Origin of the sequence: Cupriavidus metallidurans CH34, assembly GCF_000196015.1 — a bacterium.
GTDB lineage: Bacteria > Pseudomonadota > Gammaproteobacteria > Burkholderiales > Burkholderiaceae > Cupriavidus > Cupriavidus metallidurans.
The window spans coordinates 1,988,572-2,014,281 of the sequence record NC_007973.1 but is presented as its reverse complement, the minus strand read 5'-3'; the positions used below and the strand labels follow the sequence as shown (position 1 = coordinate 2,014,281).

The following is a 25,710-nucleotide window of genomic DNA, read 5'->3' as shown; positions in this document are numbered from 1 at the left end:
TGCGCAATCGCAATCCACCCCGCCATCATTTTGAGACTCTGGCACTTGGCCCTCGTTGCCACGATGCCTAGGATTGCCCGTGTCGTCGACGCGCGTCGGCGTACGGGTTGCGTGCCTGGCACGCCATTCTCACACTTCAAGGTTCATATGAACGGGGTTATCGAGCTATTCGGCTGGTTTGTGTTCAACGTCGCGTTGCCGTTGGGCGCACCGTTAGCACTGCTGCCTTTGGCTCGCGTCCCGAGTTTCTTTCGCGCGCATCGCCGGGGCATCGTCTGGCACGCCATCAAAGGTGGTCAATTGCTTTGGGCCGTGATTCCGATGAGCGCCAGCGCCTGCCACCTGCTGGCCACCGCGCTCGAGATACCCGGCGTGTCTGATGCTCTTCGGCCTTACATCTGGTTTGTCATGGCGATCCACGTAGTGGTGATCGTTGCGGCATCCGTGCTTGTGCTGTTTGCCACCATGGATGCGCATCAGCGTGACGTTCTGGCGCATTCGCAAGCGCAAAGGATCCCACGTTCCTGGGTCTGGCTCACCTGTATGAGCGGGGCGTCCATTTTGTGGGCTACGTGGCTCTAGTCAGGCCGAACTTGCCCTTGTAGTTTCCAACTCGACAGGAGTAACTATGATTAGATTTCTCAGTAGGATGCATGAAGACAAGGTGTTCTTCACGAAGGTCATGGATCGCTTTCTCACCGTCCTGACACTGGTATCCGTAGGAACCATGGGTGGAGCGATGTATGAGCTGCTGAAGCGAAGCCAGTGAGTGATCTCGTTCCCCAGGCAAAAGCGCCCGCAATGCGGGCGCTAGCGCTTTTGGTGCCGTGACGCCAGCAAGCGTCGGCGATCAGTCCTTCTTTACCAGTTCAAACGGCATGTCTTCGTAGTCGATCATGCGCGTGCCGCGTACGATGCGGTAGCCGAGCCATAGCGCCAGGAAGACTGGCACGCCAATGTAGGTCGAGACGATCTCTTGCCAACGGCCGGGGATGTCAGTGAATGCCTGATAGTTCTGGCCGCCCACGATGACGAGACACAGCACGCCAGCGAAGATCGGGCCGAACGGATAGAGCGGAGAGCGGTAGGCAAGATCGCTGACCTTGTAGCCCTGGTACAGCAGACCCTTGCGGAAACGATAGTGGCTGACGGCGATACCGAGCCACGCGAAGAAGCCGGTCATTGCCGATGTGTTGAGCAGCCACAGGTACACGGCCTTGTCGCCGAACAGCGAACTGAAGAAGCACAGCGCGCCGATGCCCGTGGTCACCAGCAGCGCGTTGAATGGCACGCCGTTCGGGGTGAGCTTGGCTAGAGCCCTTGGGGCGCGCTGGCTGACCGCCAAGCCATAGAGAATCCGAGTCGAAACATACATGCTCGATGTCCCCGCCGAGAGCAGCGCGGTCAGCACCACGGCGTTCATCAGCGCCGCGGCAAAAGCCAGGCCAGCGTGCTGGAATACCAGTGCAAACGGGCTGACGCCAACGTCGGTCACGTCATTGCGAAGCAGGTTCGGGTCGGTATACGGAATGAGCACGCCAATGATCAGGATGGCAACGACATAGAACAGCAGGATGCGCCAGAACGTCTGTCGGATCGCGCGCGGAATCGTGCGTCCGGGGTCCGCGGCTTCACCAGCCGCCACGCCGACCGTCTCGGTTCCTTGAAATGAGAAGCCGGCAATCATCGCCACCGCGAACAGCCCGGGGAGGCCACCGACGAATGGGGCTTCGCCGGTCGTGAAGTTGTGCCAGCCCGATTGTGGCCCACCCTTGAGGATGCCGAGGATCATCAGCACGCCCACGCACAGGAAAACGACGACGGTTACAACCTTGATCATGGCGAACCAGTACTCGGCCTCGCCGAAGCCCTTCACCGAGAACGCATTGAGCGCGAACATCAGTGCCAGAAAGCCCGCGCTCCAGTAGATGCCCGGTACCTCCGGGAACCAATACTGCATGACCAACTGGGCTGCGGTCAGTTCGACGGCAATTGTCACGGCCAGGCTGAACCAGTAGTTCCAGCCAAGTGCGAAGCCAAAGCCCTCGTCGACGTAGAGGGCGCTGTAGGTTACGAATGATCCTGCCACGGGCATGTGCACCGCGAGCTCGCCAAGGCTGGTCATCAGGCAGTACACCATCAGGCCGATCAGGCAGTAGGCCAGCAGGGCGCCGCCGGGGCCGGACTGTGCGATGGATGCGCCCGAGGCGACAAACAGTCCGGTGCCGATGGCACCACCCAGGGCGATCATCGTCAGGTGGCGGGCCTTGAGCTTGCGGTGCAGGTCGTCGTGCTCGACGACCGGGTGTTGATGGGGGTGTGGATGGGACATCAGGGTCGCTGGATCGTCGGAGGGGTGTGGTTGGACTAGGTCTTGTGGACCGGCCGGATCACCCCGGAAAAACGAAAGGCGCGAGTCTACCGTGCCTTATTCGATGGATTCGAGGCGTGTATCAAATAAAGTAGTGCAGGGTGTCGAATTCGTCTCGGAAGTGGCGTGGCAGGCATAGGGATGGGGCGTTTCTACGGGTTCCCCCTGAGGGATTTGGGCCGCGCGCAGGATCACCATGAACGCCGGATAAAGCCGGCATGAAGGCCGCGCATAACGCGGTTTGCGCGGTCGAAAAATGAAATTGAACGACCGTGCTATTTTGTGTATGCTTGATCCGCTTTCGAGCCAGATGGCTTGTGTGGCAAGGGATTGCGGGGCATAACACGATCAACCCGCGGTCCTGGCAGTACCCCTTCATTCGAGAATTCGAATCCCGAGACAATATCCAGACACCAAAGGAACGCGTATGACAGCGCAGTATCAGGTTCAGGACGGCGTAGCCGTCATCACACTCGACAATCCCCCCGTCAACGGCCTCGGTCACAGCACCCGCCTTGGCATCGTCGAAGGCTTGACCCGTGCGCTGGATGACGCGGCCGTCAAGGCAGTGGTCATTACCGGCGCCGGCAAGGCTTTCTCGGGCGGCGCCGACATCCGCGAATTCAACACGCCCAAGGCCACGCAGGAGCCGACGCTGCACTCGGTGATCCGCGCCCTGGAAGCCTCCACCAAGCCGATCGTGGCGGCAATTCACTCGGTCGCCATGGGTGGCGGCCTGGAACTGGCGCTGGGCTGTAACTATCGCGTGGCCGCCAAGGGCGCCCAGATCGCGCTGCCGGAAGTCAAGCTCGGCCTGCTGCCGGGCGCTGGTGGCACGCAACGCCTGCCGCGTCTGATCGGCCTGGAGCACGCGCTGAACATGATCGTGTCCGGCACCGCGATTCCGTCGGAGAAGTTCGCCGGTTCGAAGCTGTTCGACGAGATCGTCGATGGCGACGTGCTGCCTGCCGCCGTCAAGTTCGCCCAGAGCGTGGCTGCCGCGCCGGGACCGTACCCGAAGGTGCGCGACCTGAAGGTGCGCCACGAGAACGCCGAAGGCTTCCTGGCCTTCGCCCGTAATACCGTGGCTGCCGTGGCCAAGAATTTCCCGGCCCCGCTGAAGTGCGTGGATGCCGTGGCGGCTTCGCTGAAGCCGTTCGAGGCTGGCCTGAAGGACGAGCGTGATGGCTTCATGTACCTCGTCGGCACGCCGGAATCGCGCGCGCTGCGTCACGCCTTCTTTGGCGAGCGCGCCGCCAGCAAGATCCCCGATGTGCCCGAAGGCACCCCGGTGCGCAAGATCGAACGCGTTGCCGTGATCGGCGCCGGCACGATGGGTGGCGGCATTACGATGAACTTCCTGAACGCCGGCATCCCCGTGACGATGCTGGAAATGAAGCAGGAAGCGCTGGAGCGCGGCGTGGCCACGATCCGCCGCAACTACGAGAACAGCGCCAAGAAGGGCAAGCTGACGCAGGAGAAGGTCGAGCAGCGCATGGGCCTGCTGACCACCACGATGTCCTATGACGACATCAAGAACGCCGACCTCGTGATCGAGGCCGTGTTCGAAGAAATGGGCGTCAAGGAAACCGTCTTCAAGAAGCTGGACGAAGTGATGAAGGACGGCGCGATCCTGGCCTCCAATACCTCCACGCTGGACGTCAACAAGATTGCCTCGTTCACGCGTCGTCCGCAGGACGTGGTCGGCATGCACTTCTTCAGCCCGGCCAACGTGATGAAGTTGCTGGAAGTCGTGCGCGGCGAGAAGACCGGCAAGGACGTGCTGGCCACCGTCATGCAGATCGGCAAGAAGATCAAGAAGACGGCCGTGGTGTCGGGCGTTTGCGACGGCTTCATCGGCAACCGCATGATCGAGCAGTACAGCCGCCAGGCCGGCTACCTGCTGGACGAAGGCGCGCTGCCCGAGCAGGTGGACAAGGCCATCGAGAAGTTCGGTTTCGCGATGGGCCCGTTCCGTATGGGCGATCTGGCTGGCAACGACATCGGCTGGGCGATCCGCAAGCGCCGCGCCGTGGACAAGCCGGACATCCAGTACTCGAAGACGGCGGACAAGCTCTGCGAGATGGGCCGCTTCGGTCAGAAGACCGGCGCAGGCTGGTACGACTACAAGGCTGGTGATCGCAAGCCGTACCCGAACAAGCAGGTCAACGACATGATCGTCGAGCACTCGAAGGAGCTCGGCATCACGCGCCGCAAGATCTCGGATGAGGAAATCGTCGAACGTCTGGTGTTTGCACTGGTGAACGAAGGCGCCAAGATCCTGGAGGAGGGCATTGCCTCGAAGGCGTCGGACATCGACATGGTCTATCTGACCGGCTACGGCTTCCCGCTGTTCCGTGGTGGCCCGATGCTGTACGCGGACCAGGTCGGCTTGTACAACGTGGCCCAGTCCATGAAGCGCTATGCCAAGGGTTACCACGGCGAAGCGTGGGTGGTGGCGCCGCTGCTGCAGAAGCTGGCAGACGAGGGCAAGGGCTTCAACGGCTGATCGCGACCGCGTGAACGCAAAGGGATAACGCGAATCATGGCCTATGGCGCGCAGGATTGCCTGCTGGTGATCGATGTGCAGAACGACTTCATGCCGGGGGGCGCGCTGGCCGTGCCGCGCGGCGATGAAGTCGTGCCGATCATCAACCGGTTGGCGCCGGCATTCGAGCACGTGGTGCTGACGCAGGACTGGCATCCCGCCGGTCATGTGTCCTTCGCAACGAGCCATGTCGGTACCGCGCCGTTCCAGACCATGATGTTGCCGTATGGCGAGCAAGTGCTGTGGCCCGATCACTGCGTGCAGGGCACGCCCGGCGCCGCGCTGCATGCAGACCTGCGCATCCCGCACGCGCGGATGGTGATCCGCAAGGGTCACCACGCCAACGTGGACAGCTACAGCGCGTTCATGGAGGCGGACCGCGCGACGAAGACCGGACTGGCTGGCTACCTGCGCGAGCAGGGCGTTCGCCGGGTGGTCTGCGTCGGGTTGGCAACGGATTACTGCGTGGCCTGGACCGCGCTCGATGCGCGCGCAGCGGGCTTCGAGGCGGTGGTCGTGGAAGATGCCTGCCGCGCGATCGATCTGAACGGATCGCTCGACCGGGCATGGCGAGAACTGGCTGCGGCCGGTGTTCGTCGTACGACTGCCGATGCACTGCGGTCTGGTGCTGGTACGCACAATCCCTGGCTCCCTGAGTCCTGAAGCGTCACGCAACGAAAGCCGAACACACCGAATATTTCTCGCAAGTTTGCAAGAGACACCAAGATACCGAGGAGCAACACATGAACGAGGCAGTCATCGTATCCACCGCCCGCACCGGGCTGGCCAAGAGCTGGAAGGGCGCTTTCAACATGACCCACGGCGCGACCCTGGGCGGTCATGCCGTACAGCACGCCATCGCCCGCGCGAAGATCGAAGCCGGTGAAGTGGAAGACGTGCTGATGGGTTGTGCCAACCCCGAGGGCGCCACCGGCGCCAACATCGCGCGCCAGATCGCCCTGCGAGCTGGTTGCCCGGTGACCGTGCCAGGCGCCACCGTGAACCGTTTCTGCTCGTCCGGCCTGCAGACCATTGCCATGGCCGCGCAGCGCGTGATCGCAGATGAGGGCGACATCTTCGTCGCTGGCGGCGTGGAGTCGATCTCGTGCGTTCAGCAGGACATGAACCGCCACATGATTCAGGAAAGCTGGCTGAACAAGAACAAGCCGGAAATCTACTGGAGCATGCTGCAGACCGCCGAGAACGTGGCCAAGCGCTACAACATCGGTAAGGATCGCCAGGACGAGTACGGCGTGCAGAGCCAACTGCGTGCCGCCGCTGCCCTGGAAGCCGGCAAGTTCAAGGACGAAATCGTGCCGATGACGGTGCTGGCAGGCGTGGCCGACAAGGCCACCGGCCAGCTGATGACGAAGGAAGTCACGATCGACGCCGACGAAGGTATCCGTGCCGACACCACGCTGGAAGCCGTGTCGAAGATCCGCACGGCCATGCCGGGTGGCGTGATCACCGCCGGCAATGCCTCGCAGTTCTCGGATGGCGCCTCGGCAGCCGTCGTGATGAACGCACGCGTGGCCGCCGCCAAGGGCCTGCAGCCGTTGGGCGTCTTCCGTGGTTTTGCCGTGGCGGGTTGCGAGCCTGACGAAATGGGTATCGGCCCGGTGTTTGCGGTGCCGAAGCTGCTGAAGAAGGCTGGCCTGAAGGTTGACGACATCGGTCTGTGGGAACTGAACGAAGCGTTCGCCGTGCAGGTGCTGTACTGCGCCGACAAGCTGGGCATCCCGATGGATCGCCTGAACGTCAACGGCGGCGCGATCGCCGTGGGTCACCCGTACGGTGTGTCGGGCGCGCGTCTGGTCGGCCATGCGCTGATCGAAGGCAAGCGCCGTGGCGTCAAGTACGTCGTGGTGACGATGTGCATCGGCGGTGGTCAGGGTGCCGCCGGCCTGTTCGAAGTGCTGTAAGGCATCTCGGGCACACACTGTGTTCCCCCTCTCTCATGCAATGGGAGAGGGGCGGGGGAGCGAGCTTTCCGGTTCAGGCGGCGATCTGTCGCAAGCCGCGCCGCAGCGCATGCTCCCCCAACCCCTCTGCCGCTTGGCGGGAGAGGGGCGCTTTTCCCCCACCGCATACTGAAGGCCAAGCCGCCTTTCGTTTCAGCCCGGAGCTTCCTATTCCATGTCGCTGATTCTTTCCCGTCGTGACCTCAACTTCGTTCTGTACGAATGGCTGAAGGCCGAGGAACTGACACAGATTCCCCGATTTTCCGATCACTCGCGCGAGACGTTCGACGCCGCGCTGGATACGTGCGAGAAAATCGCCACTGATCTGTTCGCCCCGCACAACAAGAAAAGCGATGCCCAGGAGCCGCATTTCGATGGCGAGACGGTCACGATCATCCCCGAAGTCAAGACCGCGCTGAAGGCCTTCTGCGATGCGGGCCTGATGGCCGCCGGCCAGGACTATGAGTACGGTGGCATGCAGTTGCCCGTCACGCTGGAGAAGGCCGCGTTCGCCTACTTCAAGGCCGCCAACGTTGGCACGAGTTCGTACCCGTTCCTGACGATCGGTAACTCGAACCTGCTGCTCACGCACGGCACCCCGGCACAGATCGATACGTTCGTGCGTCCCGAACTGGAAGGTCGCTTCTTTGGCACGATGTGCCTGTCGGAACCGCAGGCGGGTTCGTCGCTATCGGACATCACCACCCGCGCCGACTACGAAGGCGAGTCGCCGTTGGGCCAGCAGTATCGGCTGCGCGGCAACAAGATGTGGATCTCGGCGGGCGAGCACGAGCTCTCGGACAATATCGTCCACCTCGTGCTGGCCAAGATCCCGGGCCCGGATGGCAAGCTGATCCCGGGTGTGAAGGGTATCTCGCTGTTCATCGTGCCGAAGTACCTCGTCAACGAGGATGGCTCGCTGGGCGAGCATAACGACGTCGTGCTGGCGGGCCTGAACCACAAGATGGGCTATCGAGGCACCACCAACTGCCTGCTGAACTTCGGCGAAGGCATGAAGTACCGCCCGAATGGCAAGGCGGGTGCGATCGGTTATCTGGTCGGCGAGCCGCACAAGGGCTTGGCCTGCATGTTCCACATGATGAACGAGGCGCGCATTGGCGTTGGCCTCGGCGCCGTGGCACTTGGCTATACCGGTTACCTCCACGCGCTGGACTACGCGCGCAATCGTCCGCAGGGCCGCCCGGTGGGGCCGCAGGGCAAGGATCCGGCGAGCCCGCAGGTCAAGCTGGTCGAACATGCCGACGTCCGTCGGATGCTGCTGGCGCAAAAGAGCTACGTCGAAGGCGGTCTGGCGTTGAACCTGTACTGCGCGCGGCTGGTCGACGACGAGCACGCGGCCAAGGCGGCCGGCGAGGCCGAGCGGCAATGCGAACTGTCGCTGCTGTTGGATATCCTCACGCCGATCGCCAAGAGCTGGCCGTCGCAGTGGTGCCTGGAAGCCAATAGCCTGGCCATCCAGGTGCATGGTGGCTACGGCTACACGCGCGAGTACAACGTCGAGCAGTTCTATCGCGACAACCGCCTCAATCCGATCCACGAAGGCACGCACGGTATTCAGGGGCTGGACCTGCTGGGCCGCAAGGTGGTGATGCAGGACGGCGCCGCATTCCAGTTGCTCGGCAAGCGCGTGCAGGACACTTGCCAGCGGGCGCAGGCCACGGGTGACAAGACGCTGGGCGAGCAGGCCCGCGCGCTTGGCGCTGCGACCGCGCGCCTGGCCGAGGTCACGCGCACGCTGTGGGCGGCCGGAGATTCGAATGTCACGCTGGCCAACGCGTCGGTATATCTGGAGGCATTCGGCCATGTCGTCATGGCGTGGATCTGGCTTGAGCAGGTGCTGGTAGCGCAGGCCGCGCTGTCGAACGCCAAGGGCGAGGATGCCGATTTCTATCGCGGCAAGCTGGCTGCGGCGGCGTTCTTCTTCAACTTCGAGTTGCCGAAGGTGTACCCGCAACTCGAGCTGCTTGCATCGCTCGATCGTACGACGCTTGACATGCAGGACGCCTGGTTCTGAACGCAAGCCGCCAAGAGGCAATTCTGGCGTCTAGCCAGAGCCGCTTCGCTTCATTTGTGTAGCGGCGAAGAAGGATAAAACGGGAGACAACATGAGGACCATCCAGCAATTGTTCGACCTCAAGGGCCGTACAGCGCTGATTACTGGCGGATCGCGCGGCCTGGGGCTGCAGATTGCCGAAGCACTTGGTGAACAGGGCGCCCGCGTGGTGCTGTCGGCCCGCAAGGCCGATGAGCTCCAGACCGCGCAGGAACACCTGAAGTCGCGTGGCATTGCGGCGGAGTGGATCGCCGCGGATGGTTCGCGCGATGCCGAAATCGCCCGGCTGGCCGATGAGGCGCTGGCGAAGCTCGGACACGTCGATATCCTCGTCAACAACGCCGGGGCCACCTGGGGCGCGCCGGCCGAGGATCATCCGGTCGAGGCCTGGGACAAGGTGATGAACCTGAACATCCGTGGCCTGTTCCTGCTGACGCAGCGGATTGGCAAGCTGTCGATGATTCCGCGTCGCAGTGGCCGGGTTATCAACGTCGCGTCGATCGCGGGCCTGGCCGGGAACCCGCCGGGTTCGATGGAGACCATTGCCTACAACACTTCGAAGGGCGCCGTGGTCAACTTCACGCGCACGCTGGCGGGCGAGTGGGGCGAGCACAACATCACCGTCAACGCGCTGGCTCCGGGCTTCTTCCCGTCGAAGATGACGCAGGGGTCGCTGGACCGCATGGGCGTGGACAAAATGTGCGAAGGGGTTCCGCTGCATCGCCTGGGTGATGACGACGATCTGAAGGGCGCGGCACTGTTGTTTGCCTCGGATGCCGGCAAGCACATCACCGGCCAGATCCTGGCGGTAGATGGGGGCGTCAGCGCAGTCTGATCACGCGCGGCTGCTTCCCTTTCCCGCATGCGGGAAAGGGAAGGAGACAAAGAGCATAATTGCGCAATCTGTTTTTCACTGCCCCCAAGGATATGACGCAACGCCAACTCACCATCCCATTCCTCGCTGATCTCGGCGTACTCTGCAATTTTATGGAGAACGGCCGCAGCGAGATCGAACTCGACCTGCAGAAACGCCACCAGAACAGCTGGGACATGGCCCACGGTGGTGTGACCATGACCCTGCTCGACGTGGCGATGGCCATCGCCGGACGTTCGTTGGATGCCGAAGGCCGTGGCGTGGTCACGATCGAAATGAAGACGAGCTTCATGGCTCCCGGGCGCGGCAAGGTGTTCGCGCGCGGCCTGGCCGTGCATCGCACCTCGACCATGGTGTTCTGCGAGGGCGAGATTGTCGACGCGGAAGGCAAGATCGTCGCCAAGGCATCAGGGACGTTCAAGTACATCAAGCGCGTGCCACCCAAGCGGGAATCTGGCGCGGCCGATTCGGGCGCGGACGGCTGATCCCGTCGCGCCAGCGCAATACCTCTCTAACCTCAAACGAGCGAAGGAACCGATCATGTCGAAGCAAACGTACAAGCGCATCGTCCTGGCTTCGCGCCCGGAAGCAGCGGTCACCCCCGACAATTTCCGTATCGAGGAACTGCCGGTCCCCGAACTGGCCGACGGCCAGGTGCTGGTGCGCAATCATTTCCTGTCGCTCGACCCGTACATGCGCGGGCGCATGAGCGATAGCAAGTCGTATGCGGATCCGCAGCCGCTCAATGAAGTGATGATCGGCGGTACCGTCGGCGAGGTTATCGCCAGCAAGAATCCCAAGTGGAACGTCGGTGACAAGGTCATCGGCATGTTCGGCTGGCAGGAGCTTGGCGTGAGCGACGGCGGCATGATGCAGAAGGTCGACACCACGCACATTCCGTTGTCCGCCTATCTGGGTTCGGTGGGGATGCCCGGCGTGACGGCCTGGTATGGCCTGAACAAGATCATCGCGCCGAAGGCCGGCGAGACGGTTGTCGTCAGCGCGGCGTCCGGCGCGGTGGGTAGCGTGGTGGGGCAGCTTGCCAAGCTGGCCGGCTGCTACGTGGTGGGCGTGGCCGGCGGCAAGGAAAAGTGCGACTACGTGGTCAACGAGCTTGGCTTCGATGCCTGCGTGGACTACAAGGCGGCCAAGGACGCGAAGGAACTGTACGCGATGGTCAAGGCGGTCACGCCGAATGGCATCGATGGCTACTTCGAGAACGTTGGTGGAGACATCCTCGACGTCGTGCTGTCCCGCCTGAACCCGTTCGCGCGCATCGCGGTTTGCGGTCTGATCGCTGGCTACGACGGCCAGGACATGCCGATTCGCAATCCGCGCGCGATTCTGGTGGCGCGAGCGAAGATCGAGGGCTTTATCGTGTCCGAGCATATGGAACTCTGGCCGCAGGCACTGCGGGAACTGGGTACTTACGTCGCGCAGGGCAAGATCAAGTTCCGCGAGAGCATTGCCGAAGGTCTGGCCAGCGCACCCGAGGCATTCATCGGGCTGCTCAAGGGCAAGAACTTCGGCAAGCAGCTCGTGAAGCTGGCATAAAGCCGCCTTCGACGCAGTACACCCCCGCAAATAGACAAATAGACAAAGAAAGCACAGGAGACAACCATGAATGCCCCGCAAGCCAAGGATGAGATCGGCGCCGGTCTCTCGGAAGAGGTCAAGGCCCGCTATCGCAACCTGCCGCGCCCGCCCCAGTTCGCCACGCCGGCCGAGGAGCGCCTGCATCGCAAGCAGCGGCTGGCGGCAGCATTCCGGTTGTTCTCCAAGTTCGGTTTCGACGAAGGCGTGGCCGGCCATATCACCGCGCGCGATCCCGAGTTTGGCGATACCTTCTGGGTCAATCCGTTCGGCGTGCATTTCAGCCAGGTCAAGGTGTCGAACCTGATCCGCTGCGACCACCACGGTAACGTGGTGGAGGGCGACTATCCGGTCAACGCCGCCGCATTCGCGATCCACTCGCGCGTGCACCAGACCCGCTCGGATGCCGTGGCCGCCGCGCACTCGCACAGTACCTTTGGCCGTGCGTGGTCGACGCTCGGGCGCAAGCTCGATCCGCTGACGCAGGACGTCTGCGCCTTCTACAACGACCACGCGCTGTATGACGATTTCGGTGGCGTGGTGGTGGAGCTCGACGAAGGTCAGCGTATTGCCAACGCGCTAGGCGACAACAAGGCAGCGATCCTCCAGAACCACGGCCTCCTGACCGTCGGCAAGACCGTCGACGAAGCCGCGTGGTGGTTCATCACGATGGAGCGGTCGTGCCAGGTGCAGTTGCTGGCGGAGGCCGCGGCTGCGCGTACCGGTGACGTGCCGAAGGCGATCAGCGACGCCGCCGCACGTCAGGCGTACTCGATCGTTGGTACGTCGCAGGCGGGGTGGTTCCAGTTCCAGCCGCTCTATGCGCGCATCGTGAAGGAGCAGCCGGACCTGCTCGACTGATTCCAACGGGAGGCGCGGATGCCCGACATCATTCTTCATCAGTACGCCACGTCGCCTTTCTCGGAAAAGATCCGCCTGCTGCTCGGCGCGAAGGATCTGTCCTGGTGCGCGGTGGAAATTCCACCGATCCTGCCAAAACCAGATCTGGTCGCGCTGACCGGCGGGTACCGGCGCACGCCGGTCATGCAGATCGGCGCCGACATCTATTGCGATACGGCGCTGATCTGCGAGGTACTGGACCGGATGGCGCCGCTGCCGCCGCTGTATCCGCCCGACCAGGCGGCGGCGTCCAGCGTCATGGCTGCCTGGTTCGACAGCGCGTTGTTTACGGCGTCGGTCACCTACACCATGCAGCCTGCTGGCGTGCAGGCCATGCTCGCGCATCTGACGCCGGACCAGATCAAGGCCTTCGTCGCCGATCGAAAGGCCATGCGTGGCGATACCAATGCGCTACGTATGCCACTGCCTGAAGCCGACGCGATGCTGCACGAGACCTTCGAGCGGCTGCAGGAACAGTTCGCGGCCGGCGTGCTCCATGTGGCTGGCCCGATGCTGTCAGTGGCAGATTTCTCGCTGTACCACAACATCTGGTTCATCCGCCGCGCCACGGCACTGGCCGCGATCCTCGATGCCTATCCGCTGGTCAAGGAGTGGTATGCGCGCATGCAGGCCTACGGACACGGCAAGGTGCGCGTGATACCGGCTGAGGATGCGCTGGCCGAGGCACTTCACAATGATCCGTTGGCGCATGACACGACGATCCAGCCGGATAGCGGATTCGCCGCCGGTGATGCGGTGACCGTTACGCCAACTGACTACGCGAAGGATCCTGTGGCCGGAGTGCTCATGACGCTTTCCGCCGATGTGGTCACGATCCGCAGGCAAGACCCGCGCGCGGGTGCCGTCAACGTGCATTTCCCGAGGCAGCATTACCAGGTGCAAGCGGCATAGGCATAGGCATAGCCCATCCAGACAAGAACTACGAACACTACGTTCACTACGAACGACAAGTAGAGGGAGACGTTTCATGAAGCAGTTCGAGAGCAAGGTGGCAGTGATTACCGGCGGTGCTTCAGGATTCGGCAAGGAATTCGCGCGAATCGGTGCGTCGCTGGGCATGAAGCTGGTGCTGGCGGACGTCCAGGAGGACTCGCTGGACAGCACCGTGGCCGAATTCAAATCGCAGGGCGCCCAGGTGATCGGGTTGCGCACGGACGTGTCGAAGGCCGAGGAAGTCCAGGTGCTGGCCGATGCCGCGATGACGGCGTTCGGCGAGGTCAACCTGCTGTTCAACAACGCGGGTGTGGGCGCGGGCGGCCTGATCTGGGAAAACACGCAGAAAGACTGGGACTGGGTGCTCGGCGTGAACCTCTACGGCGTGGTCAATGGCGTGCGGATCTTCACGCCGCTGATGCTGGAGGCGGCCCGCAAGGACCCGGGCTATCAGGGGCATATCGTCAATACCGCGTCGATGGCGGGCCTGCTGAATCCGCCGGCCATGGGCGTGTACAACGTTTCCAAACATGCGGTGGTCGCGTTGTCCGAGACGCTCTACCAGGATCTGAGCCTGGTCACGGACCAGGTGCATTGCTCGGTGCTGTGCCCGTTCTACGTGCCCACCGGCATCAGCCAGTCGCAGCGTAACCGGCCGGCCAATATGGCCAACGATCAACCACCCACGCGCTCGCAGATGGTGTCGCAGGCGCTGTCCGACAAGGCGGTCAACTCGGGCAAGGTTAGCGCGGCCGACGTGGCGCAGATGACGTTCGATGCGATCCGCGAGGACGGTTTCTATATCTACTCCCACCCGCAATCGCTGGATTCCGTCCAGCGGCGCATGGAGGAGATCGTCAACCAGCGCAATCCGGGCGATCCGTTCGGTGACAAGAGCGAAGTGCGGGCGGGCCTGATCGCCGCGCTGCGCGGCTAAGCTGGCCAGGAACTTGCGTACACGAACACGAACAGGACGAACCGGACAACCGATATGGCCGAGACCGCCAGGGAGACCATGATGACCGCACCCGCCGTGATCCACCACAGGCAGTTTGCGAACCTGCCCAACGGCACGCGCTTGCATTACGCGAGTGCGGGCGAGCAGGGCAGGCCGCTGATCCTGTTCGTGCACGGCTTTCCGGAGTTCTGGTACGAGTGGGAAAACCAGCTCGCAGAGTTCGGCCAGACGCATTTTGCGGTCGCGCCGGACCTGCGCGGGTTCAATCTGTCCAGCAAGCCGGCCGATGTGGCAGCGTACAAGCCCAAGCATCTGGTCGAGGATCTGGTGCAGTTCATCCGCGTGCTGGGCTATGAGCGGTGCGTCATCGTCGCGCATGACTGGGGCGGCGCGCTCTGCTGGAACCTGGCGGCGCAGTTCCCGGAAGCGGTCGAGCGGCTCGTGATCATCAACTCGCCGCATCCCTATGTGTTCGCGCGGGCGTTGGCGAGTGACCCGGCACAGCAGCAGGCCTCGGCCTATATGAACTGGCTGCGCAAGCCGGGTTCAGAACAGGCCATGGCCGCCAACGACTTCGCATTGCTGGAAAAGATGCTGACCGGCGATGCCTCCACGGTGCCGGCGTGGTTCGTGGGTGAGACTCGCGCGAAGTATCACGCGGCGTGGTCACAACCGGGCGATGGCGGCTCGCATTCGCTGACGGGCGGTGTCAATTACTACCGGGCATCGCCGATGCACCCGCCCTTGCCGGGAGAACCGGCGCCCGACATCTCGCGCCTCGATCCATCCGCGTACATCGTGCGGGTGCCCACGCTGGTTATCTGGGGCGAGAGCGACCGGGCGCTGCCGAAATCGCTAGTCGACGGGCTGGAGGAATTCGTGCCAGACATGCGGCTCGAGCGCATTCCGGAGGGCACGCACTGGATCATCCACGAACAGCCGGAGCGCGTGAACCTGCTGATCCGCAGTGCGTTGCCCTAGTCCCGTAGCTTCCCGGTCCTGTCGCCGGGCTTAGCTCAAGCGCTCCCGATAGAGCCGATAGTTCTCGTCATCGAAGCATACGAAGGTGACCTGCTCGATGGACGGGGACTTCGGCAGTGCCTCGCGCACCGCGGCAATGGCGATGTCCACGGCCCGCTCACGCGGGAAGCCGTAAATGCCGGTACTGATGTTCGGAAATGCCACCGTGCGCAGATTGTGCTCGCCCGCCAGACGGATGCTGTTGCGGTAGGCGCTCGCCAGCTGCGTCTCCTCTTCCTTGCTGCCACCATGCCAGACCGGCCCCACGGCGTGGATGACATAGGGTGCTGGCAGCAGGCCTCCGGTGGTGATCACGGCTTCCCCGGTCGGGCAGCCCCCTTGCGCATCACGGATCGCGCGGCACGCGTCCATGATGGCCGGGCCGCCCGCGCCATGAATCGCGCCATCGACGCCACCACCGCCCAGCAGGCCGCTATTGGCCGCGTTGACGATGGCATCCACTTCCATCCGGGTAATATCGCCGTGCACGACCTGCAAGTGTTCCCCTGTCATGGTGTCTCCTGGTCTCCGGGTTAGGGCGGCCATGACATGGCGCCCGTTCTCAAGCATACGCCGCGAAACGGCGTTTCGCTGTGTGGCCGATCATCGCGCAAAAGGTGTGTCTGTGCGAGGATAAACGCTTGAATACGTAATGCTGCTCTACGGAATCACTGGCATGATATGGAAATCGAACGACCGTTCAGAAATAGAACACCAGTACATGCCCGCGCAGCCGTTGGACTCTCAGGTCGCCCAGTTGCTCGACCTGATCGCGCGAGCAAAGCGGCCGGCCATCCATACGATGGACCCGGTTGACGCCAAGATCGCGTACGAGAAGAGCGCGCCGATTCTGGACCTGTCGCCCGCGCCAGTGCACGGTGTGGAGGATTTTCAGGTGACCGCGCGCGACGGCCATGCCATTCCGGTGCGGCTTTACTCACCGCGCGAGGCAAGCTGGGCCGATCCGCTGCCGCTTCTGGTGTACTTCCACGGCGGTGGTTTCACGGTGGGCAGCGTCAACTCCCATGATTCGCTGTGCCGGATGTTCTGCAATGGCGCGGAGTGCCTGGTGCTGTCGGTCGATTACCGGCTGGGCCCGGAGTGGAAATTTCCGGTGGCGGCCAACGATGCCTTCGATGTCCTGCACTGGGTGTTCGAGGAAGCCGCGCGCATTGGCGCCGACGCCACGCGCATCGCGCTGGGCGGCGACAGTGCTGGTGGAACGCTGGCGGCGGCTTGCGCGGTAGAAGCCAGGGACCACGGATTGGCGCCGGTGCTGCAGATGCTGATCTATCCGGGCACCTGCGCGCGGCAGGATACGCCATCGCACCGTGCGCTGGCCGAGGGTTATTTGCTGACCGCCGAGATGATCCAGTGGTTCTTTTCGCAGTACCTGGATGTCGACGCCAGCCGTGACGACTGGCGGTTTGCTCCGCTGGACGGGGGCGGCGAAGGTGCCGACGTGCGGGGCTGCTGCCCGGCCTGGATTGCGGTGGCCGGCTACGATCCGCTCCATGACGAGGGCGTGGCCTATGCCGCGAAGCTGGAAGCAGCGGGGGTGGTGGCCAGCCTGACCGACTACCCCAGCATGATTCACGATTTTTTCAAGCTCGGACGTTTTATCGGCGCGGTGGCAGGCGCCCATGCGGATGCCACGGCCGCCCTGCGAAGGGCGTTCGGGATATAGGGCCCCGGCCTCGCGCCATTGGGCTCTTTCGAGTATCTGACCCGTTCATAGAAAAGCGGGCGGGAAGCCCCGATTCACGATTCAAACCAAGTCGCAATCGCGCATTCTTGTAGCAGAAGGAGACTCAACACATGCAACGCCGCCAATTTATCGCTCGCGCCAGCCTGCTCGCCGCCACTCTCGCGGCCGGCTTTGCCGCCATGCCGGCTCACGCCCAGGCGGACAAGTTCCCGCAACGTCCGATCCGCCTGGTCGTTGGCTATACCGCCGGCGGCTCGACGGACATCCCGTTCCGTGTGCTGGCCGAAAATGCATCGAAGATCCTGGGCCAGCCCGTGATCGTCGAGAACAAGCCCGGCGCCGGCGGCGTGCTGCCCGCGCAGATGATGCAGTCGACCCAGCCCGATGGCTACACGCTGGCCCAGGTGTCCATGCCGGTGTTCCGTCTGCCGTACACCACCAAGATCAACTGGGATCCGGTCAAGGACCTGACCTATGTGATCAACCTGGCGGGCTACTCGTTTGGCCTGGTCGTGCCGGCCGATTCGCCGATCAAGACGATGCAGGACTACATCGCCTACGCCAAGGCCAATCCGGGCAAGCTGACCTACGGTTCGCCGGGCACGATGACCACGCTCCACCTGACGATGGAAGACCTGGCCATGCGCCAGGGCGTGCAGTTCTCGCATATCCCGTACAAGGGCAACTCGGAATCGATGCAGGCGCTGCTGGGTGGCCACGTGATGTCGGTGGCGGATACCCCGGCATGGGCCCAGTACGTGGAATCCGGCAAGCTGCGCCTGCTGTCCACCTGGGGCGAGAAGCGCTCGCCGCGCTTCCCGAACGTGCCGACGCTGAAGGAACTGGGTATGGGCATCGTCCAGGCTTCGCCGTTCGGTCTGGTCGTCCCCAAGGGCACGGACCCGGCGATCGTGAAGAAGCTGCATGACGCGTTCAAGAAGGCCATGGAGATGCCGAACTATCGCGAATCGCTGGCCAAGTTCGACATGGAGCCGAACTACATGAGCAGCAGCCAGTATCAGGCGTTTGCCGCCGATACGGTCAAGCGCGAACGCGCGATCATCGAGAAACTGGGCCTGGGCAAGGGTCAGTAAGGTACGTAGAACACGGGCGTCCCACGGGGCGCCCGTTTTTTCATTGGAGCTTCGCCCCCCATGGCCAAAGAGGATTTTCATCTCAGCATGCCGCTGCGCGTGCGCTGGGCCGAGGTCGATCCGCAATCGATCGTCTTCAATGCCCACTATCTGACTTACTGCGATATCTGCTCGACCGAGTACTGGCGCGCGATTGGCGTGCGCTATCCGGAGGACTTGCTGCGCGCCCATGGCGTGGACATCTTCGTGATCAAGTCCACGCTGGAGTACCACGCATCGGCACGGTTTGACGAGATGCTCGATATTCGCGGCCGCATGGCGCGGCTGGGCCGGTCGAGCATGGTGTTCCGCGTGGAAATGTATCGCGGCGACGAGCACCTGATCACCGGGGAGGTGGTCTACGTCTGCGCCGATCCGAAGACGCAGAAATCGGCGCCGATCCCGGCATCGGTGCGGGAGCGGATCGAAGCGTGGGAGATTGTGAAGCCTGCTGCGTGAGTTGGGATGATGTTTGATGTGCTTGCCCTCTCCCGCGAGCGGCAGAGGGCAAGCCTGTCAATCCTGTCAACCGCGACCTCACCGGATCAGAGCTTGACCGCCGCATCCTCCGCATAAGCCCGAATCACGTCGTCAAAGCTCGCGTCGCTCTCGAAACCCAGTTCGCGCGCGCGCGACACATCCCACGCCGCTGGCCACGTGCCGACGATCTTCTCGATGCGCTCTTCGCGTTCCCACGTCACGCGATCGGCCACCGCGTCACCGGCCACGCGCCGCAGTGCTTCCACCATCTGTGCCGCTGTGACCGACAGTCCCGGCAGATTCACCACCCGACGATTGCCGATGCGCGCGCCATCGAGTTCAATGCCGTTGACCAGCGCCTGGATCGCGCCGCGCGGCGAGAGCAGCCACAGCGGCGTTTCCGGTGCTACAGGGCAATTTGCCGCCACGCCCGACAACGGTTCGCGGATGATGCCGCTGGCGAACGACGACGCCGCGGCGTTCGGCTTACCGGGTCGCACGCTGATCGTCGGCAGCCGCAGCACGCGGCCATCGACAAAACCGCGTCGGCTGTAGTCGGACAGCAGCAATTCGCCGATGGCCTTCTGCACGCCGTACGAGGATTGCGGATTCAGCGCGGTGTCGTCCTGCACCACCGGGGGCAGCTTGCCGCCATAGACCGCGACCGAGCTGGTGAACACCACACGCGGCGCATGCGCCAACTGGCGGCACGTCTCTAGCAGCGCGCGCGAGGCGTCAAGGTTCACGCGCATTCCCAGATCGAAATCGGCCTCGGCCTGACCGCTGACTACGGCGGCCAGATGGAAGATTGCGCCGGTATCGCGGTCGATGGCCTGCGCCAGCACGGCGGGATCGGACAGGTCGCCCGTTACCGCGCGCACGCGGGCATCGTCAATCTGCGGCGCCACCACGTCGAGCAGCGTGAGCCGGTCGATCGTGACAGCCTTGCCATCCAGGTTCAGCGTGCCGCGTTTGAGCAGCAGACGGGCCAGTTGCAGGCCCAGGAAGCCGGCGCCGCCGGTAATCAGTACGTTCATGGTTGCGGAGTGTTCATCATTGGCGTGGTCGGTACGGAGCGGAAACGGCCGTGACAGGCCCGGATCAGCGCTTCAGCCAGGGCTTGATCCAGCCCAGACCTTCCGACGTGCCGCCACGCGGGCGGTATTCGCAGCCGATCCAGCCCGTGTATCCGAGCCGGTCGATGACGTCGAAGAGGTACGGGTAGTTCAGTTCGCCGATATCGGGTTCGTGGCGTTCGGGCACGCCGGCGATCTGGATATGGCCAATCCCAGCGAAGTCGCGTTCGAGTTTCTTCGCGATATCACCCTCGACGATCTGGCAGTGATAGCAATCGAACTGGACCTTGAGATTGGCCGCGCCCACCTGGCGGCAAATGGTCTGGCCTTCGTCCTGGCGGTTCAGGAAATAGCCCGGCATGTCGCGGGTGTTGATCGGCTCGATCAGCACCGTGATGCCATGCGACGCGGCCGAGGCAGAGGCATAGGCCAGGTTCTCGAGATAGATGGAGCGGCAGCGGGCGTGGTCGGCGTCGGCCGGCACGATGCCTGCCATCACGTGCACGCGGTCGTTGCCGAGCACGGCAGCGTATTCGAGGGCCTTCGCGAACTCAGTGCGGAACTCGGTCTCGCGGCCGGGCAGGGCGGCGATGCCACGCTCGCCCGCGCCCCAGTCACCGGGCGGCGCGTTGAACAGGGCCTGGGTCAGGCCGTTGTCGTCGAGCCGCTTGCGGATCTCGGCGGCCGGATGGTCGTACGGGAACAGGTACTCCACGGCCTGGAACCCGTCCTTTGCGGCGGCGGCAAAGCGGTCCAGAAAGTCGTGCTCCGTGTACATCATTGAAAGGTTCGCGGCGAAGCGCGGCATGTCAGGTCTCCTTGAGCCTCAGATTCGATATCAGCGATTGACGAGCTTCGCCGGGGTCAGCCAGACCAGCAGGGCGCCCACGACCAGGATCGCCGACAGCACGTACATCGGCAATTGCGTGCTTTGCGTCATGTCCTTGAGCGCGCCGACCATATACGGCGACACGAAGCCTGCCAGATTGCCGACAGAGTTCACCACGGCGATACCCGAGGCGGCGGCGATGCCGCTCAGGAATGCGGTCGGCAATGACCAGAACAGCGGGGCGCAGGTCAGCACGCCAGCGGCGGCCAGCGACAGCGCTGCGATGGCCACGGTCGTATTGTGGGTGAACGACGCCGCAATCGCAAAGCCCGTGGCACCCATCAGTGCCGGCACGATCAGGTGCCAGCGGCGCTCGCGGCGCGCGTCGGCGCTGTGGCCCAGGATGTTCATGACGACGATGGCGCAGAGGAACGGGATGGCGGACAGCAGGCCGATGTTGAAGTTGCCTGTCACGCCGCTGGCCTTGACCAGCGTCGGCATCCAGAACGTCAGCGCGTACTGGCCGGTCACGAAGCAGAAGTAGATCAGGCACATCCACCAAACACGGCTGTCGCGGAACACGGCGCCCAGCGAATGCACGTGGCGTTGGCCGCCCGTGGTGGCCGCAGCCGACGCGGCGCGTTCGTCGTCCTCGATATTGCGCTTGAGCACGTGCTTTTCATCGGGGCTGAGCCACGGAGCGCGGTCGATGCCATCGCGCAGCACGAAGATCGTAGCGATGCCGATCGCGAAGGCGGGCAGGGCCTCGATGAGGAACATCCATTGCCAGCCGGTCCAGCCATGGGTGTTGTGGAACGCGTCCATGATCCAGCCTGACAGCGGATTGCCGAACATGCCGGCCACTGGAATGCCCGACATGAACAGCGCGATCATCTTGGCGCGGCGGTGCGACGGATACCAGTACGTCAGGTACAGGATCACGCCCGGATAGAAGCCCGCTTCGGCCAGGCCCAGCAGGAAGCGCATGACGTAGAACTGCGTTGGCGTCTGCACGAACACGAAGGCGGCCGAGATGATGCCCCAGGTGATCATGATCCGCGCGATCCAAATGCGCGCGCCGATGTGGTGCATCAGCAGGTTGCTGGGCACCTCGAACAGGAAGTAGCCGATGAAGAACAGGCCAGCGCCAAGGCCGAACACGGTTTCCGAGAACTGCAGGTCCTGCGCCATCTGCAACTTGGCAAAGCCGACGTTGACGCGGTCGAGATACGCGATCACGTAGCAGAGCATCAGGAACGGCATGATGCGCCAGAACACCTTGTTGTAGGCGCGTTTCTCGATGGTGCCGTCGGCGTCCAGCCGGGTGTCGGCAACAGGGGTCCCCACCGCGGGGTTGGAAGCGGTCATTGGAAGTCTCCACGTGTATTGAAAATGCAGCCGGTTTGCTCCCTCTCTCGCATGGCGGGAGAGGGTTTGGGAGAGGGCAGGGGCTTTGTTTTGCGGAGTTGCCCTGGGGGTGCGCTGTCTCTCTCCCCGGCCCCTCTCCCACTGTGCGGGAAAGGGGAAAAACAAATCAGTCGTGTGTCACCACCTCGACTTGAACGTATCGCGCAGTTCCGTCAGCGCGGCCTCGTCCAGCGGGGCAGGTTTTTCGCCGAGCATCATCCAAAGCTTCGCCGTTTCTTCGAGCTCTTCGAGCGCATAGGCAGCGCGTGACACACTGTCTTCCCACACCACCGGCCCTAGCCGTGCCAGCAGCACACCGCGCACCTCATTGGCCAGTTGGGCCACGCGCGCGGCTACCGCCGGGTCGCCGGGGCGGTGATACGGAATCAGCGGGATATGGCCGACCTTCATCACGTAGTACGGCGTGATCGGGGGCAGTACGTCGTCCGGATGCCAGACACCGGCCAGCGTCAGGGCCACCAGATGCGTGGAATGCGTATGCACCACGCCGTGCGCGTTCGGGTTGTTGTCGTAGACGCAACGGTGCAGCGTCAACGTCTTCGACGGCTTGTCGCCCGACACCCAGCCGCCATCGGGCGACACCTTGGCGACCCTGGCCGGATCGAGCGTGCCCAGGCAGGCGTCAGTGGGCGTAATCAGCCAGCCGTCGTCGAGCCGTGCGCTGATATTGCCCGCCGTGCCCACCGTGTAGCCACGCTGGAACAGGCTGGCGCCGACGCGGCAGATCTCTTCGCGCAATGCGCTCTCGTTGCTCATTGCGGTGCTCCCAGCGCTTGCAGCGCTTCATCGAAGAAGTTCTCGCCGCCGAAGTTGCCGGATTTCAGTGCCAGTCCCAGCGGCGCATCGTCCAGCGTGACCGTCGCCGGCACGCCTGGCGCGATCTGCGGACCGATACGCAACGACTGCACGCCCAGCGCCTGCACCACGGAACCGGAGGTTTCGCCGCCGGCCACCACGAAGCGCCGCGTGCCGCGTGCCTTGAGGCTGGCGGCGATGCTCGCCAGCGCGTGCTCGACCAACTCGCCCGCGCGTGCGACGCCGAGTTCGGCCTGCACGGCCTTGACTTCATCGGGTTGGGCGGTGGCATAGATCAGCACCGGCTCGTCGTGATTGCCCGCGAAGGCCAGTGCGTTCTCCACGACCGTGTCTCCACGCGCCAGACGCAGAGGATCGATCCGCAGGGCGGGGCGCTTCTGCGCGATCCAGTGCGCCACCTGGCCGTTCGTGGCACGCGATGCGCTGCCCGCCAGCACCACGCCATGACCATGCACGGGCGGGACTTCTGCGGCGTCGGTGCGCGCAGGTAGCAGTCCGGCGCGACGGAAGTTCTCGGGCAGGCCCAGCGCGATGCCCGAGCCGCCCGTGATCAGCGGCAGCGCGGCGCAACCTTCGCCCAGCGCGAACAGGTCGGTATCGGAAATGGCATCGGCGATCGCCAGCTTCACGCCCTCGCCACGCAACGCGTCAATGCGCGCGCGCACGGCATTTGCGCCCTGCGCGACGGTGTCGTAGCGCAACAGACCGACCTTGGCCTGGCTCTGGCCCTGCAACACCCGCACGAGGTTGGCGTCGGTCATCGGCGTAAGCGGATGGTGCTCCATGCCCGATTCGTTGAGCAGCGCGTCCGCCACGAACAGATGGCCGCGGAAGATCGTGCGGCCGTTCTCCGGAAAGGCCGGGCAGGCAATCGTAAAGTCGCTGCCGAGCGCGTCGAGCAGGGCTTCGGCCACGGGGCCGATATTGCCGGCGTCGGTGGAGTCGAACGTCGAGCAGTACTTGAACACGAACTGGCGGCAGCCTTGTTCGCGCAGCCAGCGCAGTGCGGCGAGCGACTGCGCCACCGCGTTGCTGGCCGGGATCGTGCGCGATTTCAGTGCCACGACGATGGCATCGGCTTCCACGGCGGACGCCGGCACGCCGATCGTCTGCACGGTCCGCATGCCATTGCGGACTAGCGTGTTGGCCAGATCCGTGGCGCCGGTGAAATCGTCGGCGATACAGCCGAGCAGAGGACGATTCATCGTCTGACTCCTTTGCCTTGGGTTACCTGGCCTTCGGGCCGGGCAGGTCGATGCCCGGGAAGATCTTGATCACGGCCGAATCGTCTTCGCCGCCGTGCCCGGCGGTGGACGCCATCATGAACATCTGGTGCGCGGCGGCCGAGAGCGGCAGCGGGAATTTGCTGGTGCGCGCGGTATCAAGCACCATGCCGAGGTCCTTGACGAAGATGTCCACTGCGGACAGCGGGGTGTAGTCGCCTTCCAGGATGTGTGGCACCCGGTTCTCGAACATCCACGAGTTGCCGGCGCTATGCGTGATCACGTCGTAGAGCGCGTCGGGGTTCACGCCTTCGCGCAGGCCCAGGGCCATCGCTTCGGCTGCGGCGGCGATATGCACGCCCGCCAGCAACTGGTTGATGATCTTGACCTTCGAGCCCGCGCCATGCGCGTCGCCCAGGCGATAGACCTTGCCGGCCATCGCGGCCAGCACGTCCTCGGCCATGGCGTAGGCCTCGGCGGGACCGGAGGTCATCATCGTCATCTCGCCGCTGGCCGCGCGCGCCGCGCCACCCGACACGGGGGCATCGAGCATCAGCAGGCCACGTTCGCCCAGGCGCTTGCCGAGCGCTTCGGCAAATCCGGGCGGCACGGTGGCGCTGGCAATGACGAGCTTGCCTGCCGCCATTTTCGACGCGGCGCCTTGGTCGCCGAACAGCACGGTTTCCGTCTGCGCGGCGTTGACGACGAGCGTGATCACCACGTCGCAACGCTCGCCGAGTTCGGCCGGGCTCCCGCAGGGCGTGCCACCGGCTTCCGCGAAGCGGCGCAGCACCTCGTCACGCAAATCAAATGCATGAACGTTGAAGCCGGCGCGCAGCAGCGACTGCGCCACGCCGTAGCCCATCGCGCCCAAGCCGATGACGCCAATATTCCTGGACATGGATAACTCCTGAATGCGTGTTTGGTGCGTTTTGGTGCGTTTTGGTGCGTATTGCTGCGTTAGTGCGACGGGCCTGCCGGCTGGTGGCCAGCGGCGGAATCGTCCTCGCCCAGTTGGGAGAGCCGGCGCGCCGCGTTGTACATGTGGTTCTGGGCCGCGTTGCGCGCGGCATCGGGGTCGCCGGCGCGGATGGCGGCGACAATGGCCTGGTGCTCCTCCCGAACCTGGCGCGAAAAATCCTCGCGCCGCGCTTCGTTGGTTCGCGTGACGCGGGTGGCCGTTTCCAGGTACTGGCTCAGGAATGCCAGTGTCTTGAGGAAATACGGATTGCCGGTGGCTTCGGCGATGGCGCGATGAAAGCCGACGTCAGCATCGACGCCATCGCCGCCAGCGGCCACTTCGGCGTCGATGCGTGCCAGCGCGGCATCGATATTGGCCATGGTCGCGTCGGTACGGCGCCGGGCGGCCTGCGCGGCCACTTCGGCTTCGATCGAGCGTCGCAGTTCGACGATCTGCAGCACCGACTCGAGCGTGCCCACGTCGGTGTAGTCGATGCGCAGCGGGCGGATGCCGGCCTGCTCGGTCACGAACACGCCGCTACCCTGGCGCGATTCCACGAGGCCTTCGTACTTGAGTCGCGCGATGGCCTCGCGGATCACGGTACGGCTCACGCCGAACTCCTCGGAGAGCACGGCCTCGGTGGGCAGCTTGGCGCCGCGCGGAAACATGCCGTCCTCGATCTTCTCGAGCAGTTGTTCGGCAACGCTGTCGGTCAGCGCACGGGCAGGAATCTTTTGGAACATCGTCATCACGTCATCGGGTAGTCAGGTCATCATACAAATGTCACGGAAGGATGGCAGGAG

General features: G+C 63.8%; 24 protein-coding genes and 1 pseudogene. 16 read left to right on the top strand and 9 right to left on the bottom strand.

Annotated elements, in window-relative coordinates:
- Positions 1–147: 147 nt before the first annotated feature.
- A complete protein-coding gene (locus tag RMET_RS09295) occupies positions 148–582 on the top strand; it encodes a hypothetical protein (RefSeq protein WP_011516584.1) in 435 nt (144 codons plus the stop codon).
- A gap of 46 nt (positions 583–628) precedes the next feature.
- Positions 629–769 (top strand): hypothetical protein, encoded by a 141-nt coding sequence (locus RMET_RS33940; RefSeq protein ID WP_008650237.1) that lies wholly within the window; start codon positions 629–631, stop codon positions 767–769.
- A gap of 81 nt (positions 770–850) precedes the next feature.
- Here the strand turns inward: RMET_RS33940 and RMET_RS09290 are convergent, their stop codons facing one another.
- A complete protein-coding gene (locus RMET_RS09290; protein WP_011516582.1) occupies positions 851–2,332 on the bottom strand; it encodes an amino acid permease in 1,482 nt (493 codons plus the stop codon).
- Positions 2,333–2,798: 466 nt separating this feature from the next.
- On the opposite strand from RMET_RS09290, the gene RMET_RS09285 reads away from it, so the two are divergent.
- The 11 genes from RMET_RS09285 (at position 2,799) to RMET_RS09235 (ending at position 15,214) form a co-directional block, all read left to right on the top strand.
- Positions 2,799–4,880 carry a 3-hydroxyacyl-CoA dehydrogenase NAD-binding domain-containing protein gene (locus RMET_RS09285; protein WP_008650235.1) on the top strand — a complete coding sequence of 694 codons (2,082 nt, stop codon included), beginning with the start codon at positions 2,799–2,801 and terminating at the stop codon, positions 4,878–4,880.
- Between the two features lie 36 nt (positions 4,881–4,916).
- Positions 4,917–5,582, top strand: coding sequence for a bifunctional nicotinamidase/pyrazinamidase (gene pncA / locus RMET_RS09280; protein ID WP_011516581.1), 666 nt, complete (start codon positions 4,917–4,919; stop codon positions 5,580–5,582).
- 80 nt (positions 5,583–5,662) lie between these two features.
- Complete coding sequence (locus RMET_RS09275; RefSeq protein ID WP_008650233.1) at positions 5,663–6,841, top strand: acetyl-CoA C-acyltransferase; 1,179 nt, start codon at positions 5,663–5,665, stop codon at positions 6,839–6,841.
- A 214-nt stretch (positions 6,842–7,055) separates the two neighbouring features.
- A complete protein-coding gene (locus RMET_RS09270; RefSeq protein ID WP_011516579.1) occupies positions 7,056–8,915 on the top strand; it encodes an acyl-CoA dehydrogenase in 1,860 nt (619 codons plus the stop codon).
- A 91-nt stretch (positions 8,916–9,006) separates the two neighbouring features.
- Positions 9,007–9,789, top strand: a complete 783-nt coding sequence (locus tag RMET_RS09265) for an SDR family oxidoreductase (RefSeq protein WP_011516578.1) — start codon at positions 9,007–9,009, stop codon at positions 9,787–9,789.
- A 92-nt stretch (positions 9,790–9,881) separates the two neighbouring features.
- The gene (locus RMET_RS09260; RefSeq protein ID WP_024569840.1) at positions 9,882–10,313 is read left to right on the top strand and encodes a PaaI family thioesterase; all 432 of its coding nucleotides are present in this window, start codon (positions 9,882–9,884) and stop codon (positions 10,311–10,313) included.
- 55 nt (positions 10,314–10,368) lie between these two features.
- Positions 10,369–11,382 carry an NADP-dependent oxidoreductase gene (locus RMET_RS09255; RefSeq protein WP_011516577.1) on the top strand — a complete coding sequence of 338 codons (1,014 nt, stop codon included), beginning with the start codon at positions 10,369–10,371 and terminating at the stop codon, positions 11,380–11,382.
- Positions 11,383–11,448: 66 nt separating this feature from the next.
- Complete coding sequence (locus tag RMET_RS09250) at positions 11,449–12,282, top strand: class II aldolase/adducin family protein (protein WP_008650227.1); 834 nt, start codon at positions 11,449–11,451, stop codon at positions 12,280–12,282.
- Between the two features lie 18 nt (positions 12,283–12,300).
- Positions 12,301–13,233 carry a glutathione S-transferase family protein gene (locus RMET_RS09245; protein ID WP_011516576.1) on the top strand — a complete coding sequence of 311 codons (933 nt, stop codon included), beginning with the start codon at positions 12,301–12,303 and terminating at the stop codon, positions 13,231–13,233.
- A 76-nt stretch (positions 13,234–13,309) separates the two neighbouring features.
- Positions 13,310–14,212: an SDR family oxidoreductase gene (locus RMET_RS09240; RefSeq protein WP_011516575.1), complete on the top strand. Its 903-nt coding sequence runs from the start codon at positions 13,310–13,312 to the stop codon at positions 14,210–14,212.
- Between the two features lie 81 nt (positions 14,213–14,293).
- Positions 14,294–15,214 (top strand): alpha/beta fold hydrolase, encoded by a 921-nt coding sequence (locus tag RMET_RS09235; protein ID WP_011516574.1) that lies wholly within the window; start codon positions 14,294–14,296, stop codon positions 15,212–15,214.
- A gap of 30 nt (positions 15,215–15,244) precedes the next feature.
- On the opposite strand, the gene RMET_RS09230 is transcribed toward RMET_RS09235, so the two are convergent.
- The gene (locus RMET_RS09230) at positions 15,245–15,766 is read right to left on the bottom strand and encodes an O-acetyl-ADP-ribose deacetylase (protein ID WP_008650222.1); all 522 of its coding nucleotides are present in this window, start codon (positions 15,764–15,766) and stop codon (positions 15,245–15,247) included.
- A 208-nt stretch (positions 15,767–15,974) separates the two neighbouring features.
- Here RMET_RS09230 and RMET_RS09225 point away from each other — a divergent pair, with 208 nt between their 5' ends.
- The 3 genes from RMET_RS09225 (at position 15,975) to RMET_RS09215 (ending at position 18,553) form a co-directional block, all read left to right on the top strand.
- A complete protein-coding gene (locus tag RMET_RS09225; protein ID WP_412854330.1) occupies positions 15,975–16,940 on the top strand; it encodes an alpha/beta hydrolase in 966 nt (321 codons plus the stop codon).
- Positions 16,941–17,071: 131 nt separating this feature from the next.
- The gene (locus RMET_RS09220) at positions 17,072–18,055 is read left to right on the top strand and encodes a tripartite tricarboxylate transporter substrate binding protein (protein ID WP_011516572.1); all 984 of its coding nucleotides are present in this window, start codon (positions 17,072–17,074) and stop codon (positions 18,053–18,055) included.
- Between the two features lie 60 nt (positions 18,056–18,115).
- The gene (locus RMET_RS09215) at positions 18,116–18,553 is read left to right on the top strand and encodes a YbgC/FadM family acyl-CoA thioesterase (protein WP_011516571.1); all 438 of its coding nucleotides are present in this window, start codon (positions 18,116–18,118) and stop codon (positions 18,551–18,553) included.
- An 86-nt stretch (positions 18,554–18,639) separates the two neighbouring features.
- On the opposite strand, the gene denD is transcribed toward RMET_RS09215, so the two are convergent.
- From denD to RMET_RS09180, 7 genes and pseudogenes are all read right to left on the bottom strand, one after another.
- Complete coding sequence (gene denD, locus RMET_RS09210) at positions 18,640–19,611, bottom strand: D-erythronate dehydrogenase (RefSeq protein ID WP_011516570.1); 972 nt, start codon at positions 19,609–19,611, stop codon at positions 18,640–18,642.
- 64 nt (positions 19,612–19,675) lie between these two features.
- Positions 19,676–20,458 (bottom strand): 2-oxo-tetronate isomerase, encoded by a 783-nt coding sequence (gene otnI, locus RMET_RS09205; RefSeq protein ID WP_011516569.1) that lies wholly within the window; start codon positions 20,456–20,458, stop codon positions 19,676–19,678.
- A gap of 30 nt (positions 20,459–20,488) precedes the next feature.
- Positions 20,489–21,847 carry an MFS transporter gene (locus RMET_RS09200; RefSeq protein WP_011516568.1) on the bottom strand — a complete coding sequence of 453 codons (1,359 nt, stop codon included), beginning with the start codon at positions 21,845–21,847 and terminating at the stop codon, positions 20,489–20,491.
- Between the two features lie 177 nt (positions 21,848–22,024).
- A complete protein-coding gene (gene otnC / locus RMET_RS09195) occupies positions 22,025–22,663 on the bottom strand; it encodes a 3-oxo-tetronate 4-phosphate decarboxylase (protein ID WP_011516566.1) in 639 nt (212 codons plus the stop codon).
- On the bottom strand, positions 22,660–23,928 hold the full coding sequence (otnK, locus tag RMET_RS09190; RefSeq protein WP_011516565.1) for a 3-oxo-tetronate kinase: 1,269 nt from the start codon (positions 23,926–23,928) through the stop codon (positions 22,660–22,662). Before otnK ends, otnC begins: the two co-directional genes overlap by 4 nt.
- Before the next feature lie 22 nt (positions 23,929–23,950).
- Positions 23,951–24,871 (bottom strand): annotated as a pseudogene (gene ltnD / locus RMET_RS09185) (L-threonate dehydrogenase); the annotation flags it as partial.
- A gap of 35 nt (positions 24,872–24,906) precedes the next feature.
- Positions 24,907–25,650, bottom strand: coding sequence for a FadR/GntR family transcriptional regulator (locus tag RMET_RS09180; protein ID WP_011516563.1), 744 nt, complete (start codon positions 25,648–25,650; stop codon positions 24,907–24,909).
- Between the last annotated feature and the right edge of the window lie 60 nt (positions 25,651–25,710).